17 protein-coding genes and 1 pseudogene are annotated in these 17,382 nt (G+C 35.5%); 9 read left to right on the top strand and 9 right to left on the bottom strand.

Annotated elements, in window-relative coordinates:
* Nucleotides 1-69 precede the first annotated feature (69 nt).
* Nucleotides 70-1,047 carry a hypothetical protein gene (locus ABZC13_RS11715; RefSeq protein WP_373003962.1) on the bottom strand — a complete coding sequence of 326 codons (978 nt, stop codon included), beginning with the start codon at nt 1,045-1,047 and terminating at the stop codon, nt 70-72.
* A 61-nt stretch (nt 1,048-1,108) separates the two neighbouring features.
* Here ABZC13_RS11715 and ABZC13_RS11710 point away from each other — a divergent pair, with 61 nt between their 5' ends.
* On the top strand, nt 1,109-1,555 hold the full coding sequence (locus ABZC13_RS11710) for a phosphoribosyltransferase (protein ID WP_373003959.1): 447 nt from the start codon (nt 1,109-1,111) through the stop codon (nt 1,553-1,555).
* A 3-nt stretch (nt 1,556-1,558) separates the two neighbouring features.
* Here ABZC13_RS11710 and ABZC13_RS11705 read toward each other — a convergent pair whose 3' ends face one another.
* Both ABZC13_RS11705 and ABZC13_RS11700 read right to left on the bottom strand, forming a co-directional pair.
* A complete protein-coding gene (locus ABZC13_RS11705) occupies nt 1,559-1,855 on the bottom strand; it encodes a cytochrome C (RefSeq protein WP_373003956.1) in 297 nt (98 codons plus the stop codon).
* A gap of 59 nt (nt 1,856-1,914) precedes the next feature.
* Nucleotides 1,915-2,667: a DnaJ domain-containing protein gene (locus ABZC13_RS11700; protein ID WP_373003953.1), complete on the bottom strand. Its 753-nt coding sequence runs from the start codon at nt 2,665-2,667 to the stop codon at nt 1,915-1,917.
* Nucleotides 2,668-2,732: 65 nt separating this feature from the next.
* On the opposite strand from ABZC13_RS11700, the gene ABZC13_RS11695 reads away from it, so the two are divergent.
* A complete protein-coding gene (locus tag ABZC13_RS11695; protein ID WP_373003951.1) occupies nt 2,733-3,620 on the top strand; it encodes a DMT family transporter in 888 nt (295 codons plus the stop codon).
* Between the two features lie 8 nt (nt 3,621-3,628).
* On the opposite strand, the gene gshB is transcribed toward ABZC13_RS11695, so the two are convergent.
* Complete coding sequence (gshB, locus tag ABZC13_RS11690; RefSeq protein WP_373003948.1) at nt 3,629-4,660, bottom strand: glutathione synthase; 1,032 nt, start codon at nt 4,658-4,660, stop codon at nt 3,629-3,631.
* A 195-nt stretch (nt 4,661-4,855) separates the two neighbouring features.
* Between gshB and kdsA the strand changes: the two genes are divergently transcribed.
* From kdsA to recG, 7 genes are all read left to right on the top strand, one after another.
* Nucleotides 4,856-5,647 carry a 3-deoxy-8-phosphooctulonate synthase gene (kdsA, locus tag ABZC13_RS11685; protein ID WP_373003945.1) on the top strand — a complete coding sequence of 264 codons (792 nt, stop codon included), beginning with the start codon at nt 4,856-4,858 and terminating at the stop codon, nt 5,645-5,647.
* 15 nt (nt 5,648-5,662) lie between these two features.
* Nucleotides 5,663-6,127, top strand: a complete 465-nt coding sequence (gene ribE, locus ABZC13_RS11680) for a 6,7-dimethyl-8-ribityllumazine synthase (protein WP_373003942.1) — start codon at nt 5,663-5,665, stop codon at nt 6,125-6,127.
* A complete protein-coding gene (gene nusB / locus ABZC13_RS11675; RefSeq protein WP_373003939.1) occupies nt 6,127-6,531 on the top strand; it encodes a transcription antitermination factor NusB in 405 nt (134 codons plus the stop codon). Before ribE ends, nusB begins: the two co-directional genes overlap by 1 nt.
* A gap of 3 nt (nt 6,532-6,534) precedes the next feature.
* Entirely contained in the window at nt 6,535-8,940 is a 2,406-nt protein-coding gene (locus ABZC13_RS11670; protein ID WP_373003936.1) for a multiheme c-type cytochrome, read from the top strand.
* Between the two features lie 27 nt (nt 8,941-8,967).
* A complete protein-coding gene (locus tag ABZC13_RS11665; RefSeq protein ID WP_373003933.1) occupies nt 8,968-10,020 on the top strand; it encodes a dehypoxanthine futalosine cyclase in 1,053 nt (350 codons plus the stop codon).
* A complete protein-coding gene (locus ABZC13_RS11660) occupies nt 10,020-11,303 on the top strand; it encodes a M16 family metallopeptidase (RefSeq protein WP_373003930.1) in 1,284 nt (427 codons plus the stop codon). Before ABZC13_RS11665 ends, ABZC13_RS11660 begins: the two co-directional genes overlap by 1 nt.
* Before the next feature lie 71 nt (nt 11,304-11,374).
* Nucleotides 11,375-13,168 carry an ATP-dependent DNA helicase RecG gene (gene recG / locus ABZC13_RS11655; RefSeq protein ID WP_373003927.1) on the top strand — a complete coding sequence of 598 codons (1,794 nt, stop codon included), beginning with the start codon at nt 11,375-11,377 and terminating at the stop codon, nt 13,166-13,168.
* 85 nt (nt 13,169-13,253) lie between these two features.
* On the opposite strand, the gene hpf is transcribed toward recG, so the two are convergent.
* The 5 genes and pseudogenes from hpf to ABZC13_RS11630 form a co-directional block, all read right to left on the bottom strand.
* Nucleotides 13,254-13,787: a ribosome hibernation-promoting factor, HPF/YfiA family gene (hpf, locus tag ABZC13_RS11650; RefSeq protein ID WP_373003924.1), complete on the bottom strand. Its 534-nt coding sequence runs from the start codon at nt 13,785-13,787 to the stop codon at nt 13,254-13,256.
* 58 nt (nt 13,788-13,845) lie between these two features.
* Nucleotides 13,846-14,349 carry a hypothetical protein gene (locus ABZC13_RS11645; RefSeq protein ID WP_373003921.1) on the bottom strand — a complete coding sequence of 168 codons (504 nt, stop codon included), beginning with the start codon at nt 14,347-14,349 and terminating at the stop codon, nt 13,846-13,848.
* Complete coding sequence (locus ABZC13_RS11640) at nt 14,325-15,269, bottom strand: type II secretion system protein (protein ID WP_373003917.1); 945 nt, start codon at nt 15,267-15,269, stop codon at nt 14,325-14,327. Before ABZC13_RS11640 ends, ABZC13_RS11645 begins: the two co-directional genes overlap by 25 nt.
* Nucleotides 15,269-15,922, bottom strand: coding sequence for a Tfp pilus assembly protein FimT/FimU (locus ABZC13_RS11635; protein WP_373003914.1), 654 nt, complete (start codon nt 15,920-15,922; stop codon nt 15,269-15,271). Before ABZC13_RS11635 ends, ABZC13_RS11640 begins: the two co-directional genes overlap by 1 nt.
* Nucleotides 15,922-17,382, bottom strand: a pseudogene (locus tag ABZC13_RS11630) (hypothetical protein); the annotation flags it as partial. The pseudogene ABZC13_RS11630 and the gene ABZC13_RS11635, both read right to left, overlap by 1 nt.

Below are 17,382 nucleotides of genomic sequence, written 5' to 3'. Positions count from 1 at the left end.
GATCTCCTTTTTTAAATATAATTTGATTATACTACTTGTAATCTTAAATAATATTTATCAACCACAAATCTATTTGCTTTGAACACCAATGAAGTTATATATGCCTAATTGCTTTACTTTTGTTTTTATATGTTCAATAGTTTGAAGCTTTGCATCTTTATGACTTTTTCTAGATTTACCAATGAATGTGTGTTGTCTAAAAAGTATTTTATTTTTATTTGCATCAAAAGTAGTAAACTTCACCAAGTTCTTACTTACGTTGAATGTGTACTCTTGCTTGTTGTCGGTTTTTGAACTAATTAGTAGTTTAAGAGTATGTGAATCTCTATTCTTTGTAGAAATATTTAGTCCGTCTTTTTCTATCGCATCTCTGATAGCTTTAGAATAAACTCTTGAATTACCATCACTTAGTATGTAGAAATTAATTGTAGATTGTAGATTATGGTATTCACTGCCAAGCTCCTGTAGGAGTCTAAAGTTATCATTTCCATTATATGTAGAAATACTGATTTGTGCAAAAGCTGTTCTAGATGCCAAATATGCATACTGGGACATAAGAGGTTTAAGGTATACATATCTCTCAATAGCAATAGTGTCATTATGAGCATTATATGATTTTTCCAAATTTTTGATTTTAGTATTTAAATCATCTTGAACTTTTTTAAATAATTCTACTCTTGGAATTGAGATAAGCATAAGTGTTTTAGAGTTAAATAGTTCAGATTTTTCTACTTTTACAGCTCTCATAGATAGAGTATTGGAGAGATGTGAATTAGCACTTCTTATCTCTCTAAGCATATCTGCTTGTGGAGAAAGTTGATGGTTTGGAGTTTTAAATGAAGCATCTAAATCTTTACTTATATTTTGTCTCAGTATGTTAATAGCCATACTTTTTACTTTTGTCTCATCACTCGCAGCTGCAACTGCATAGAAGTTTTTATAATCTTTTGGCGGATTTGTATACCAGCTTGGTGCCTGTTCTGGTTTTGGAGCTGAACATCCAGCAAATATAGCGATTATTATTGCAAGTAAGATATTTTTATACATTTTATTTTCCAGTTTTTTTAAAATTCTACCTTAAGAGTTTTAAATTAAGTATAATTCGACCATGAAATATTATTCCTATGAAGATTTTAGAATTGATACAAAAAAATTACTCTCCGACGTAAAAGAGTTTAAACCAGAAGTAATAGTGGGGATTGCAAGAGGTGGACTTACTCTGACTCATGCTTTAGCAGAGGGACTGGATATACGAGAGGTTCAAACATTAAGAACAGAACTTTATGATGACACACATAAAAGAGAGACCCTCAGCATTTTTGGTGATTGTGATTTTGGTGATAAATCTAGAGTTTTGGTTGTTGATGATATATCTGACAGCGGAGACACTTTAAAAGCTGTAATGCTGCATCTCACATCTAAACATGAAAATATTGAGTTTAAATCATCTACTCTTTTTTACAAAAAAACATCTGTTTATGAACCGGATTTTTGGATAAATGAAGCAGATGATTGGATAGACTTCTTTTGGGAGAGAGACTTTAAGGTTGACTAAACTTTAATCTTTATGGCCCTTATGTTCTTTAGAAAAATCTGTCTCATAAACATAAGCAGCTATCTCTTTTAGGGAGTCTAAATCATAGTGTAGATATGGCATAAGCTCATACTTTTTTATAGCTCCAAGCATTATAGAAGTCTCTTCTTTAGGGTTTTTTACCCATGTAGACATATATGCTATAAAATCCTCTTTATCTGGAAAAGCTCTAAGGTAGTTTTCTCTTACTTTCATCATTGATGGTGCTGAAACGTCTTTTACCTCAAAGTGACATGTAACACAGTTACCATGAAAGAGCATAGAACCGAAATCACTTGCCCATAGATTTAGTACACAAACTAGTACGATGAAAATCTTTTTTATTTTTTAACCTTTTTTATCATCTCATAGGCTTGGTTTATCTCTTGAGTTTTAGCAGTTGCTTCTTGCATATATGCTTCACCTTTTCCTTGAGACTTAATGATGTCAGGATGATATTCACGAATCAGTTTTCTATATGCTTTTTTGATTGTACTGATATCATCATTCTCACTTACTCCCAGAAGTTTGTAAGCATCTGAAATATTTGCTTTTGGCTGGATGTTTTTCATCATCTTTTCAAACTGGTCAAAAATAGCATGGTAATCATTTGGATCAAATTCAAAAGCTGAAGCAATAGTCTGAAGAACCAAGTCCTCACTTTGAGATACCTCGCCGTCTATAAATGCAAGCTGGATTAAGAAGCCCATAAACTGCTGTTGTTTCGATCTATCTCTTTTGATTGCCAAACCAAGTGCATGTGCAATGTCTTGAATGTTGTCAGTTCTGTCTTTTTCTTCGTTAAATATCTGTTTTAAGATATCTTTTGTTTTCTCAGGCTCTGGAAAAACATTTGATATGTCATCAAACATGATTCCGATAAGTTCAGCTTCTAGAGCATCTACTCTACCATCAGCTTTTGCTACTTTTGCAACAAGTCCTACAAAAAGACCTAGGTCACTTTTTTGAAGTGACTCTTTTGATACAGAGAAGTTTTTAAACGCTTTTTGAGAGTATGCTGTATATCTAGAATAGCTTTGAAATATCCAGTAAAAAAATCCACCAACAATAAGAAGTAGTAATAAGTTGCCCATAATTTTCCTTTATTAATTGCATAATTATACGAAATAGAAGCTAATAGCTTGCTATAATTGCATTTATGCAAAGAATAAAAAATTTAAACAGCGGTGTAAAGTATATGCTTTTTGCATCGCTAAGTTTCGCAATTATGGGTGCTTTTGTAAAGTTGGCATCTGAGCATATGTCTTCATTGGAAGTTGTATTTTTTAGAAATCTTTTTGGCGTAGCGATTATAGGTTACGCTGTATATAAAAGCCCTATGACTCATAAAGGTGGAAAACCATTTTTACTTTTGTTTCGTGGTCTAATGGGTTTTTCAGCGCTTCTTGCTTACTTTTACAATATCGCAAATATTCCTCTTGGAGATGCTGTGACATTCAGTAAAACTGCTCCAATATTCACAGCTATATTTGCTTGGCTTTTCTTAAAAGAAAAACTTTCTGCATCTGCGTGGTTGGCTGTTTTTATTGGTTTTGGCGGGATAGTTCTTATAGCTCAACCGGGTGCTATAGGACTTACAAAGTATGATGTGCTTGGAATATTTAGTGGTGTAGGAGCTGCACTGGCTTATACTTCCATAAGAGAACTCAGAAACTATTACGATACTAGAGCAATCGTGCTTTCCTTTACAATGGTAGGAACACTAGGACCGATAATTCTCTTTATCTTGTCAGAGTTCATACAAGTGCCAGAGTTAGATTTTATGATGGGTAAGTTTGTGATGCCAAGTGGCATAGTATGGCTATATGTAATCGCACTAGGACTTCTAGGGACACTCTCACAGTACTTTATGACAAAAGCGTATGGAGAAACAAAGGCCGGAATAGTCGGAGCTGTGAGTTATACAAATATCGTTTTTGCTATTTTAGTAGGTCTGCTTTTGGGAGATTCACTCCCAAACATTACTACTGCAACAGGAATTGTTTTAATTGTTATTGCAGGGATTATGGTGGCTAGAGCTAAGTAGAATTTAGATTATTCTCTTAGTTCACTAAATCTTTTTAGTAAGTACTCAAGTTCTACTCTTTTTTCAACTTTAGCATCTACTTTCTCTTCTAGAAAATCAACTACACATTTTTGTAGTTTTAATTTTTCAAGTTTGTTTATATTTGTAATTCCACCAGGGTTAAGTACATTTACTTCAAGGATTTTATCCCCTATCATATCAAGACCTACAAAGTATAATCCATCAGCTACAAGCTTAGTACCTACTTTTTTACAAACTCTTTTTTGACTCTCAGTCATTTTATATCTATGAGCTGTTCCACCTGTTTGTATATTTGCTCTTATCTCACCTTCTGCAGGCTTTCTGTTGTATGCTCCTATGAACTTACCATTTAGCATAAGTACACGAACATCGCCTTCTTCAGCCCCTTCTATGTACTCTTGAAGTATTACATAGTTGTCACCTGAATCGTCTATGTAGAAATCAAGCAGAGAGTTTATATTTGATCTTGCATTTTTTTCAAGAACGATTACTCCTCTTCCTCCAGACCCATCAAGAGGTTTCAGTATCATCTTTTCACCATCCGATTCATCAATTGTTTTATTGATGAACTTTTTACTTCCTGATACATGTGTTATTGGGAGATATGTGTTGTGCGGATCATGAAATGTTGTAGTGTATAGTTTGTTATTTGCTTTTCTTATTCCATCAACATCGTTAATCATAACAACTTCATCTTTTATAGCATCTAAAAAGTTTAATACAAGTGGGTTGATTGGAGGGTCTTTTCTAATCATCATACAGTCAAATACATGAAGAGCTTTTAGCTTTTTATCAAATGTTGCTTTCTTGTAAAATGTTGTGATGTTTTCTGGAATCTTGTCCATTACATTTATTGTCTCTATAAAACCGTGAACAACATTATTTCTAACCGTAAGATTATCTGTGTAAAGAACTGAAACTTCATGATTTCTGATTAAACATTCTCTGATTATTGCCAATGTTGAACTGTTTACAGGATCTATTTCGTCCCAGCTTGCGATGATAAAACCTACATGCATATGTTGATCTCCATGTTAATATATTTGTAGCGAGAGTATACAGCATGTTTGTATAAATAAAAGCCATTGTTTTAAAGAAAATTTATCAAATATTAGCACTTGTATTGTAGTGGATTTGTATTGGTTAATAGCACTTTAAATCAATTATGATACAATCTCTACTTTATTTTTAAACGGTATTCAAAGGTAAACTACATGGTATTACTTACAGGACCTTGTGTCATTGAGAGTGAAGAAAATATATTTAAAATTGCTAAATCTTTAGAGTCTTATCACCAAGATGAGTCTATAGATTTTTATTTTAAAGCTAGTTTTGACAAGGCAAACAGAACATCTTTAGAGAGCTTTCGCGGGCTTGGCATGGAGGAGGGTCTTAGAATCCTTCAAAAAGTCAAAGATGATTTCGGATATAAAATAGTTACAGATGTACATGAGTCAGTTCAAGTACCGACTGTTGCAGAAGTAGCAGATATGCTTCAGATTCCAGCTTTTTTATGTCGTCAGACAGATTTGTTAGTAGCTTGTGCAAAAACAGAAGCTAAAGTCAACATCAAAAAAGGGCAATTCTTAAGCGGTGATGCTATGCTTTACCCGGTAATGAAGGTTCTTCAAACTAGAGGCTGTTCAGAAGCTACTTATGAAAACTCTCTAAAACACGGAGTATATCTTTGTGAGAGAGGAAACTCTTTTGGATATGGCAACATGGTTGTAGATATGAGAAACTTGGTGACAATGAGAAACTTTGCACCAGTTATCTTTGATGCGACTCACTCTGTACAGATGCCAACAGCTCAAGATGGTAAGACAGGTGGAGACAGCTCAATGGTTCCATACCTTGCATCTGGAGCTGCAGCAGTTGGAGTTGATGGTTTCTTTATGGAAACACACTTTGATCCAAGCGTAGCACTAAGCGATGGTCCAAATATGATAAAACTAGACGAGCTAGAAGCTCTGGTAGCAAAAATTAAAAAAATACAAAACATATAAAAAAAAGGAAGTTAGATGAAAGTAGTTGAAGGTAGACTAAAAGTAATAAACGGCAAAAGAATTGCAATCGTAAGCACAAGATGGAATCACTTTATTGTTGATAGATTGGTTGAGGGTGCTGAAGACGCATTTAATCGTCATGGTGGTAATGCTGATGATTTAACACATGTTTTAATTCCTGGAGCATTTGAGCTTCCAATGGTTGTTGATCAGTTGCTTGCTTCTGGTAAGTACGATGCTGTTTGTGCTTTAGGTGCAGTTATCCGTGGAGCGACTCCTCACTTTGATTATGTCTCTGCTGAAGCGACTAAAGGTATCGCTACTATGAGTCTTAAGTACCAAAAGCCGGTTTCATTCGGTCTTTTAACTACTGATACTATCGAGCAAGCAATCGAGAGAGCTGGTACAAAAGCCGGTAACAAAGGTTTTGAAGCAATGACTACTGTTATTGAGATGCTTGACCTATATGAGAACATCTAATGGCAACTAGACATCACGCAAGAATGGCAGTTGTTAGTCTGCTGTACGCATATGACTTAGGTAATGGAAATATTGCTGATCATACTGATGAGATCTTAGAAGAGAAAAAGATTCGTAACAAACAAAAAGATTTTGCATTAGCACTTTTTGAAGGTGTTATGGAGAATCTTGAAGCTTGTGATAAAGCAATTATAGAACATTTAAAAGAGTGGGATTTTGAGAGACTTGGAGCTATTGAGAGAGCAACTCTTAGACTAGCTACTTATGAGATTCTTTTTGGTGAGCTTGATTCAGCTGTAGTTATAAATGAAGCCGTAGAGATCACAAAAGCTTTTGGAACTGAACAGTCTCCTAAGTTTATCAATGGTGTTCTTGACGCTATCTCAAAAGATAAGCCCCAATAATTTATGAATAAAATCGCTTTTTTTATCATACTTCTTTCTTCTTTGCTTTTTGGCGCTAACGAATGTATAGTTTGTCATAAAGGCATCGAAGATATCAGAGATAGAGACTCTGGTATGATGAAGGCAATTTTAGAAGTAGCCGAGAAGGCTGGTCATAAAGGCAACGATTGTATCGTTTGTCACGGTGGAAACCCGTATAACAAAAGTGTAGAGTATGCGCATAAAGGTACTGTTAAGTATTTTAAAACAAATAAGGGACCAAAAGATTATTATCCTGCACCGGGAAGTACATGGATAAATAAAAACACTTGTGGTACATGTCATCCAAATCAAGTCGGCGCTCAGATGAACTCACTTATGATGACAGAGCAGGGCAAGATACAAGGGGCTATGTGGAGTTTTGGTGCAAAAGAGGGTTATCAGCACACTGCTGGAACTTACGACACCAAAAATCCAGATGATCCAAACAAACGTCTTGGTACTGATGTATATAAAAAGTACATGGCTAAACTTGCAACCATGGAACCTCAAGCTTTTCCCCAAGAGATGCATGAACTTCCAGATGCACCTACTGTTGAGGAAGTTCATAAAGACCCATCTTTAGCTGTTTTTACTTACCTTCGCCAAGAGTGTCTTAGATGTCATACCGGAAGTAAGGGTAGGCAAGAACGAGGTGATTATAGAGGGATAGGGTGTTCATCTTGTCACATTCCTTACTCAAACGAAGGTTACTATGAAGGTGGAGATAAGAAGACTTCTAAAAAACAGGGTCATCTTCTAACTCACCAGATTCAAAGTTCAAGAAAAGTAAAAGTAAAAGTTCATGATGTAAACTACTCTGGAATTCCAGTTGAGACTTGTTCTACTTGTCATAACCGTGGAAAACGTATTGGTGTTTCTTACCAAGGACTTATGGAGACAGAGTACCAGTCAACATTTGATAGTGGAGGAAATGCTCAGCCAGAACTTCATACAAAACGTTACCTGCATATGAAAGAAGATATTCACTACCAAAAAGGGATGTTATGTCAAGATTGTCACACTTCAAATGACCTTCATGGTGATGGCTTTTTAGGTGGAGCAAATCTGGCAGCTGTTGAGATAGAGTGTCAGGATTGTCATGGTACTACAAAGAAATATCCTTGGGAGTTGCCTATCGGTTACTCTGATGAGTTTAACACAACTGTGGCAACTGGCAAAGGCAGAGGTGTAGCATCGAGCGTAGCTGAATACCTAAAACAGGGTTATGTCCCAGAACCAGAAGATGGTTATATTTTAACTGCTCGTGGAAATCCACTTCCAAAAGCGGTAAAAAAAGGTAACAAGATCATTATGCATCTGGCATCCGGAAAAGATATAGAGCTAAAACCTCTAAAGCTTTTAAAGGAGAAGAAAGCGCTATCTAAAAAAGCACTTATAGCTATGGATGTGATAGAACCTCATACTACAAAGATGGAGTGTTATACTTGTCATGCTACTTGGGCGCCTCAGTGTTATGGTTGTCATGTAAAGATCGATTATAGTGGTGGTAAGCAAAATCCAGATTTTTTAAAAGCTTCACATGATAAAGATATTCACGGAACTACTGGAGGTATGAGAGATCTGAAAAAGTATCTGGTACCAGGACAAGTGACCGAGACTAGAAGTTACCTAAGATGGGAAGATCCTGCTTTAGCCCAAAACGGTGAGGGTAGAGTGTCTCCAGTTGTTCCAGGCTGTCAGACGACTATTACAGTTATAGGAAAAGAGGGGAAAGCTCTTCTTCAAAATCATATCTTCAAGATTCCAAATGTGGAGGGTGCCGGCGAAGAGGGACAAAATGCAATAGATATGGCACCTATTCAGCCTCATACTATTCAAAAAGAATCAAGAAGCTGTGAGTCATGTCATGCATCTGACAAAGCATTAGGTCTTGGTATAGGTGGTGGAAAACTAAACGCTGATCCAAGTAAGACTACTATCATAGACCTTATGAGCGCGGACAGAAAAATACTGCCAAAAAAGACTGATAAGCAGATTCCGGCTATAGCAAATCTAAAACATGATTACTCTAAGTTTATAGATGAAAACGGTACTCAGCTAATGACGGTAGGTCATCACTTCAAACTTTCACAGCCATTGAGTAAAGAACAGAGAGAAAAGCTTGACCGTCGCGGTGTTTGTATCTCTTGCCACCAAGATATACCCAAAGGAAATCTTGCAGTCTCAGCTATCACTCATATATCGGAGATGGCAGAGATAGATATAGATAGAAAAACACACTCTAACATTCTAAACAAACTCTTAAATATTGGAGCTTGGATTCAAGTAATAGGCGGACTTTTTGTTTCTCTGCTTATAATGTACGCAATATATGTTTTCTTTTTGAAAAAAGAACCAAAAAATCCAAGAAATGAAGGATGGAAATAGTGAAAAAAATAACTAAGAAGCTGGACAATGCAAAAAAGATTAACTAAAGAAGAAGCATTAGACTTAATAAAAAATGCTGACTTAAAAGAACTTGGGCGTATGGCATCGGCTCGTAAGAAAGAGCTGCATCCAAAAGGAATAACAACATTTGTCGTAGATAGAAATATCAACTATACAAATATCTGTTGGGTAGACTGTAAGTTTTGCGCTTTTTACAGACATGAAAAAGATGCAGATGCTTATGTTCTTACTTTCGATGAGATAGATGCAAAGATAGATGAGCTTTTAGAGATTGGCGGAACTCAGATATTATTTCAAGGTGGAGTACATCCAAAGCTAAAGATAGAGTGGTATGAGGATTTAGTTGAGCATATCCATACTAAATATCCAGAGATTACTATACATGGTTTCTCATCCATTGAGATAGACTTTATAGCTAAAGTCTCTCGCATCAGTGTTGAAGAGGTTTTAGAGAGACTAAAAGTAAAAGGTCTTGCATCTATTCCTGGCGCAGGAGCTGAGATACTTAGTGATAAGGTTCGTGATATTATCGCACCTAAGAAGATTGACTCTGAAGTTTGGATTGATATTCACAGGAAAGCTCATAAGCTTGGTATCATGTCAACTGCAACTATGATGTATGGAACTGTTGAGAGTGATGAAGATATTATTGACCATTTTGAAATGGTTAGAAAACTTCAAGATGAGACAGGCGGATTCCGTGCATTCATTATGTGGAGTTTTCAAGGTCAGAACACTGAGCTTCTAAGACTTATTCCAGATATGGACAAACCATCATCAAACAGATACTTAAGACTTTTAGCAGTAGCTAGACTCTACCTTGATAATGTACCAAATATCCAAAGCTCATGGGTAACTCAGGGTGCTTACATAGGTCAGATGGCTCTTAGATTTGGAGCAAATGACTTAGGCTCGACTATGATGGAAGAGAATGTTGTAAGCAGTGCCGGAGCAGCTTACTCCATGGCTAAAGAAGAAATGGTAGCTCTTATCAAAGATATAGGTGAGATACCGGCAGTACGCAATACAGCTTATGAGACTTTAGAGAAGTTTGCATAATGAAAAAATTAATCTTTACTTTACTAATAACAGGACAAATAATTATGGCAGCAACTATAGAATATATTGAAACAAATGGATTGAGAGTACCTGTGATTTTTGAAGAAGACAAGAGACTTCCTCTTGTCACTATGCAGTTTATCTTTCAAAACAGCGGAAGCATCACTGATACTAAAAAAGCAGGACTTGCAAAATTCAGTGCAAGAGTTATGGGAGAGGGAACTAAAAAGCTTGGTTCATCAGCCTTTGCTGAATCACTCGAGAGTAAAGCTATTCATATATCTTCATCAACGGGTAAAGAGACATTTGTGATGGAAGTCGGTTGTCTAAAAGAGCAGTTTGATGAAGCTCTAAAGAAATTCAACTCTCTACTTAAAGACCCAAACTTTACCGATGAAGCGGTAAGTAAAGTGAAAACTACAACTATGGGCGCACTGAGTTCAAAAGCAAATGATTTTGACTATGTAGCATCTAATGAGTTAAAAGCAGTTCTATTTAAAGGAACTCCACTTGCAAATCCTGCATCTGGAACTTTAGAGAGTGTACAAAGTATAGAACTGGAAGATGTGCAGGCATTTATAAAAGAGCACGTTGTTAGTTCAAGACTTATTGTAGTAATCGGTGGTGATGTTGATATCAACATCATGAAGATTGAGATAGAAAAAATCATCAAGGCTATGCCTAAAGGCAAGGTCGCTCCTTTAGCTCACTACGATGTAACAAAAAAGGCTTCCCAGAGCATTTTAAAAAGAGATACTCAACAAGCATATGTATATTTTGGTTCTGCGTACAACATCAAGTATAATTCAGAGGATTACTACAAGGCTAGAGTTGCTACTTATATCTTGGGAACAGGCGGTTTCGGCTCACGCCTTATGGAAGAGATAAGAGTTAAAAAAGGCTTGGCTTACTCTGCCTATGCAAGAGTTAGTGTAAGTAAGTCTAGCAGTTATATGACAGGTTATCTACAGACCAAACTGGACTCTTTAGATGAAGCTCAAAAGACAGTTAAAGAAGTAGTGGCTGAGTTTGTCAAGAATGGTGTTACAAAAGAAGAGCTAGAGCAGACTAAGAAGTTCTTGCTTGGAAGTGAACCACTAAGAGTCGAGACAATGAGCCAAAGACTAAATCGTACTTTTATGGACTTTTATAAAGGTCAAGAGTTAGGTCACTCTGTTAAAGAGTTAGAGTTAATCAGAGAGTTGAAACTAAAAGATCTTAATGAGTTTATAAAAAATCATAAAGAGATTTTAGAGATGAGTTTTGCAATAGTTACTAAGTAATTATTGCAAATTGCAATATTTTTATATGAGGTCCATAAAAAGAGGTAGTATTAGTAACTCAAGGAAATAAAATGAACCTCACAAAAGATTTAGAGTCAAAGTTTAAAAAACTAAGTGTCAACTCTTGGTGTGAACTAGCTCTTAATATTCCTCACTCTTACGAAGACCTAACTTTTCATCCTACAATCCAAATGGGAAAACCACAATTAATAGATGCAACGGTAGAATCTATTTTTCGCGCTCCAAATACAATCCAAATAACTTTTTATGCTCACAATCTAGGTCATACAATAAGCGGTGTGTTATTCCGTCCAAAGCCATATATGATGCATCAGTTCAAAGTCGGAGAGAGAGACTACTTTTATGGAGTAGTTGATTGCAAAACTGGAAACTGTAGTATGACAATGCCTAGAAAAACTACAACTGTCGGTGCCATTACTCCAAAGTATAAATCAGCCTTGAGAGCTGATGTAATGCTTCGCCTGATACAAAATAACCTGACACTGAATAAATTACTCTCAGAGGGCTTAAAAGAAGATATAGCGTTAGAAGTTTTAAAACTTCATTTCCCTAAGCATCTAATAAATCTAAAAGAGCTAGATGTCAAAACAATAGATACTCTTAAATACTTAGAACTCTTTAGCTATATGAAACAACTCTCAGCAAAAAGAAGATATTTTGAACCAATAGTTAAAGTAGACGCTTCGTATGATGAGTGGAAAAATTCATTGCCTTTTACATTAACAAATGAACAGATAGAAGCGATAGAAGATATTAAAGATGACTTTAACAAAGACGTAGCATCTAAACGTATGATAGTAGGTGATGTTGGAAGCGGTAAGACTATGGTCATTTTAGCATCTGCATATATGATGTTGCCATGTCGTTCTATCTTAATGGCTCCAACTACAATACTTGCAAATCAGCTTTTTGAAGAGGCGCAAAAGTTCTTGCCAGATGCAAAGAGTGTTTTAGTGACCAATAAATCTAAAAAGATTGATTTAGAAGAGTTTGATTTTATAATAGGAACACATGCTCTTCTCTATAGAGAACTTCCGGATTCCGGACTTGTAATGGTGGATGAGCAACACAGGTTTGGAACTGCACAAAGAAATATGCTGGAAAAATTAGTAAGCAGTGGAGCTAAAAAACCACACTATTTGCAGTTTAGTGCTACGCCTATTCCAAGGACACAGGCAATGATAGAGACAGCTCATATTGACGTTAGCTTGATTACTTCTACTCCATTTTCTAAAGATATAACAAGTAAGGTTATACATAAAAGTGATTTTAAAGATTTATTAGAGCATATAGAGTCTGAGGTAAGTAAAAACAATCAAGTACTTTTAGTCTATCCTTTGGTTGAACAGAGTGAAGTTTTGGAGTATCAGAGTATTGATGAGGCAAGAGCTTATTGGGAAAATAACTTTGATAATGTCTATGTAACTCATGGAAAAGATAAACAAAAAGAAGAGGTCTTACTTGAATTTAGAGAGAAGGGAAGCATACTCATTGCAACAACAGTGGTTGAAGTTGGTATTTCTCTTCCTCGTCTTACTACCGTTGTGATTGTTGGAGCCGAGAGATTAGGACTTTCAACACTTCACCAATTAAGAGGCAGAGTAAGTAGGACAGGACTAAAAGGTTACTGTTATCTATACACTAATCAAAGTAATTCTGAGAGGTTAGATAGGTTTGTAGATACTATCAGTGGTTTTGATATTGCGAATTTAGATTTAAAGTTTAGAAAAAGTGGTGATTTACTCAAAGGTTCATCTCAGAGTGGAAGTCAGTTTAAATGGGTTGATTTGGCTGAGGATGTAGAGATAGTTAAAAGTGTAAAAAGTAGTTTAGTCCCAACTTAAAAGTTGGAACTACCTTTGGCTCTATTATGAGTTTCTGTGAACATTTTTCTTTAAAAAATATTCCATACACTCAAAGCCAAAGGCATTAATACAGCCCGAATCTACCGTCGTTTCTTTTGTAAAGAACACGAGTTTTATCTTCGTTGTCTAAAAATATTTCAAACATTTTACCACTGTCTTTTAAGTCGTTTAAAACATCTTCAACTTCACGAGGTTTGTAAAGATCAAGTTCAACCGGAACTATTTCATCTTCATTAGCTTCAGCTTCTTCTTTAACATTTACATTTTCTGCCTTAATCTCGTTAAGACCAACAACACGATGTCCAACTTCTTTGTCATGCATACGACGTAAAGCTTTTTGAGCACGAGCTATAGCTAAATCTATAGCAGCATATAAATCACCATCATTTTGCTTGATGATTACAGAGTTTTTGTGAGCAAGGTTAATAACGAACTCAACAACAGAGTGCTCTTTGCCTTTTTTTGTTTGAGTAGAAGCTACAACATTTACAGAAATAATATCCATATTGTATTTAGTTAGCGTCTCAATAGATGTATTCATGTGAGCTTTGATCGGCTCTGTTAGTTCTAATTGTCTTCCCGTAAGAGAAATATTCATAATTTGACCTTTTAATGTTTTAATAATGGGATTATATCATTAAAAGGTTTATGTGAAACTATAATTTTTGGATGCTTCTTCTAAAGTAGCGGATTGGTTCTGTTGTGCCTGTCGGATTTGCCGTAATAGCTATATCCATTAAAACACTGCCATTGGAATTTGGGTATGTGACAGTTGTATAGTCTGTGCCATCTGCAAGAGAATTTGTTCTACATGTGCTAGGATTTGTAAATATGTACTGCATAGTTATATTCACATCAAAAGTATTGTTGTAACGAAAATCTAAGCTAGGAACACTGCACTGTTGATTAGCTTGAGATATTTTAAGTAGAGCATATTCAGCTGCACTTTGGGAGAGTAAAGTTGCTTGTTCATAAAGGTATAGGTCAGTTGTTCTTTTTGTTGTCTGAGTTGTCAGTGATAGTGATAAAGCCATGATTGTAGCAACAATCACTAAAGTAACAATAGCCATAATCATAGCAATACCGCTACGAAAAGTTCTTTTAGAACTACTCTTTGCAGTAAATTTGAAGGGAATTAAAAAATAGTTTTTTCTTTGCATATTGAATACTCCTCATCTTTTATTAGTGAACTCTTAACACAGACTTGAATTTTTACTAGTGACTCTCTGGCGATAAATCTAAAAGAACTCACATTTTCCATGATAATGCTGCTTTTTGTATTTGCATCAGTATATCTTTCACCTTTCCATGGTTGATAGTCATACCATAGCGTAAGTGTTCCTGTCTTTGTAGCAGCATCCCAGTCATCTATTCCAACTGCATAAGCACTCCATGCTAGTTGATAAAACTCATATGCAAACACATTAGTAAAAGTGTTATTAACACCGGCTGAGTTTACAGGTTTAAATGCACTTGTTCCATTGCTGTCAATAGGATGAATTGCATTCAAATTATTCGTATCAATACCTTCTTGAGTTAAGAATTTATTAGTATCTCCGTCCCATCCCCAATTAGTATCCAAAGAGTCTGGATTTATAAAATAAATGGCTGTATCTTTAATACCACTTGTAGTGTCATCGGACAAGATTTTGATAAGTGCGTCTATATTGGCTGTATTAGTTTCTGGAGAAGTAAGCTGCGTAGAGTGAGTTAATGTTGAGTTTAAATCTATGATTCCGCTCCAATATGGGTTGGTGTCTCCTCTGAGTCCATCAACATCATAACCTACCCATTCTAAAATGTTTGCTGTAGTATTTGTATAATCTTTTAGTGGAGTGAAAGAATTATTATCTTCTCTCGCTATGGTAGAAGCTTTTATTCTGTGTTGTAGTCTTGTAGCTACAAACTCTACAGCTGTCGCAGAATTTGACTGTAGTTCATTGTTTATTTTTGAGTTGATGAAACTGCTATATGCCTGACCTACAAATTCAACGCCAAATTTTGCCAATATCCCCATAATAACTATGACAAATACAAGTTCTATCATAGTAAAAGCTTTACGATTTTTATTTAGTTGCATTATAGTGGCTCACTTTCATAGGCTACTTCACCTATATTTGCACTATAGGTTCTAAGTAGCATTACGGTTTCATTCTTGTCATTTTGTACAGTTACTGTAATCTCTTTTAAGTTAATGTTGTCTGCTTCTAGTCCAAAATCTTGACAGTTTCCACCATAGATTGCACCACATCTTGTTACATCCAGCTTACTTTTATAGTTGCTTAATTTATAACCTGAGGCTTCTGTTGTACCAGTATATATATCTTTATATGAATTTAGACCTGCAACTTCTAATGAGCTTGAATTTTCATCTATTGTTCCGGTAAAAAGTCCTGGAATAGTTGTAATATCTTCTATACATATTCTGTTAATATGCCCTGGTCTCTTTCTGCTAGCGTTACAGTCATCAGCTGCACCAGTGGTTGGTACAACTTTGGATAAATCATCCGCATCACTACTTAGTAAAGAACGCTCATCCCAAACGTAAGTGGTGGCTAGATTTATTTCCGCTACAGATGCAAAGATTGCTTCTTGAACAAGATTTTTCTCCATTCCTGAAGATGTCACTTGGGTCATCATCGGCAGAGACATAACTGACACGGCTATTATAACGATAGCAAATATTAGCTCTATTAATGTAAATGCCAATCTATGAAGTGTACGTTTACGCATTACCACATCGTTCTCCTATTTACTCTTCTTACTTTCTCTGTTTGTGTTGTCGTATTTGTCTCATGTTGACCAGTCCATTTTGTTTCAGATTGAAAGATTACAGTATGCTTGTTCATTGTTGCAACTGGATCATTTTCGTCATATACAAGCCAGTTAGGGACAGTGCTTTGCATAGTAGCTTCATGAGGTAGACCTTTATTTCCATTATAATTGTGAACAGAATCTTTGGTGTATCCATTAGTCATTGTGCGTATTGTCGGTACGGTTACAGTCACAGAAGCAGCCTGCTCGGTTGTTGCTGTTAGATTTCCGTCTCCGCTCTCAACATGATTTAGGTTCACATACCATCTACTGTCTACTTTTTGTATATATCTTCCGCCCAACTGTGGAAGAAGAGTCCTTTCGCAACTCTTTCCATTAGTATCTCCATAACAATAGGTTTCGTAGTATATAAGTACATCAGGCTCTCCGTTGGCACCAGAAAGACAGGGATAACCATTACAGACTATTCTCGTCTTTCTAGCGGCTGTTCTACCAAAGTAGTGAGTTATATTCTGCCCATTTAATCCATTTAAAGATATGTTGCTTTCAGCTGTTTTGTTTGTCAATAAATCAGCATTGATAAAAGTCCTTGGATCATATACAGTGACTTTTGAATAGTTTATATCTTCAGGGTTAGCAACCACACTTTGATTTCTATCAAAATTAAGATTCATAATACTGTCTAAAACACCATTCATCGCTTTTGCAAAAAAAGTATTTGGTGTAGTTATATTTGCATCTTCGTCTGTTACATTGGGTATAAATCCACTGACACTACCAGTTGTATTTCTGTCGTTTATAATATATCTATAATTAAGATTTGTATTTTCAGGAGTTGATTTAGAGATATTTATATCTAAAGGCTTCGCAAAGCATCCAGTCACGAAGTTAGTTAAAGATGAATCATTGTACCCTTGAGGAGTGATAATACTATTTACTTGAACAGACATATTTATATCGTTTGCATTATTTATACTCGCCATGTATACAAAGTTTGAAAAATCATCTGTTGTATTTATATCTCTATTGGTCAAGCCCATAGTAATTTCACTACTGATATTAAATTTGTATGGATGGAAAGTTACATTATAATCATTGTAAGTTAGAGAGCTTCCACTGTTAGCCTCATTATTTGTGTGGCTTGAACTAATATTACAACCATTCAATGCTGACGAGTTTTCATCTTGTGTTATTGAACTATTTGCTATACAATCTAAACTTATAGAACCATCACCTGGATGAAAGAAAGAGTTGGCATGGTGAGTCATGAACGCTGAATTACTATCAACTGCGGTCCATGAAGTATCTCTAATATTTAATCTGTACTCTCCGACTTGATTTACAGATGTATTAGCATCTACAACACCATTCATAAATGATATAGAGACCGTTTTGTTGTCTTCATCATTACATGCACC

The sequence above is a fragment of the Sulfurimonas sp. genome, from assembly GCF_041563035.1.
Lineage (GTDB): Bacteria > Campylobacterota > Campylobacteria > Campylobacterales > Sulfurimonadaceae > Sulfurimonas.
Note: the sequence above shows the minus strand (reverse complement) of the source record. Positions and strands in the feature narration are given on the sequence as shown.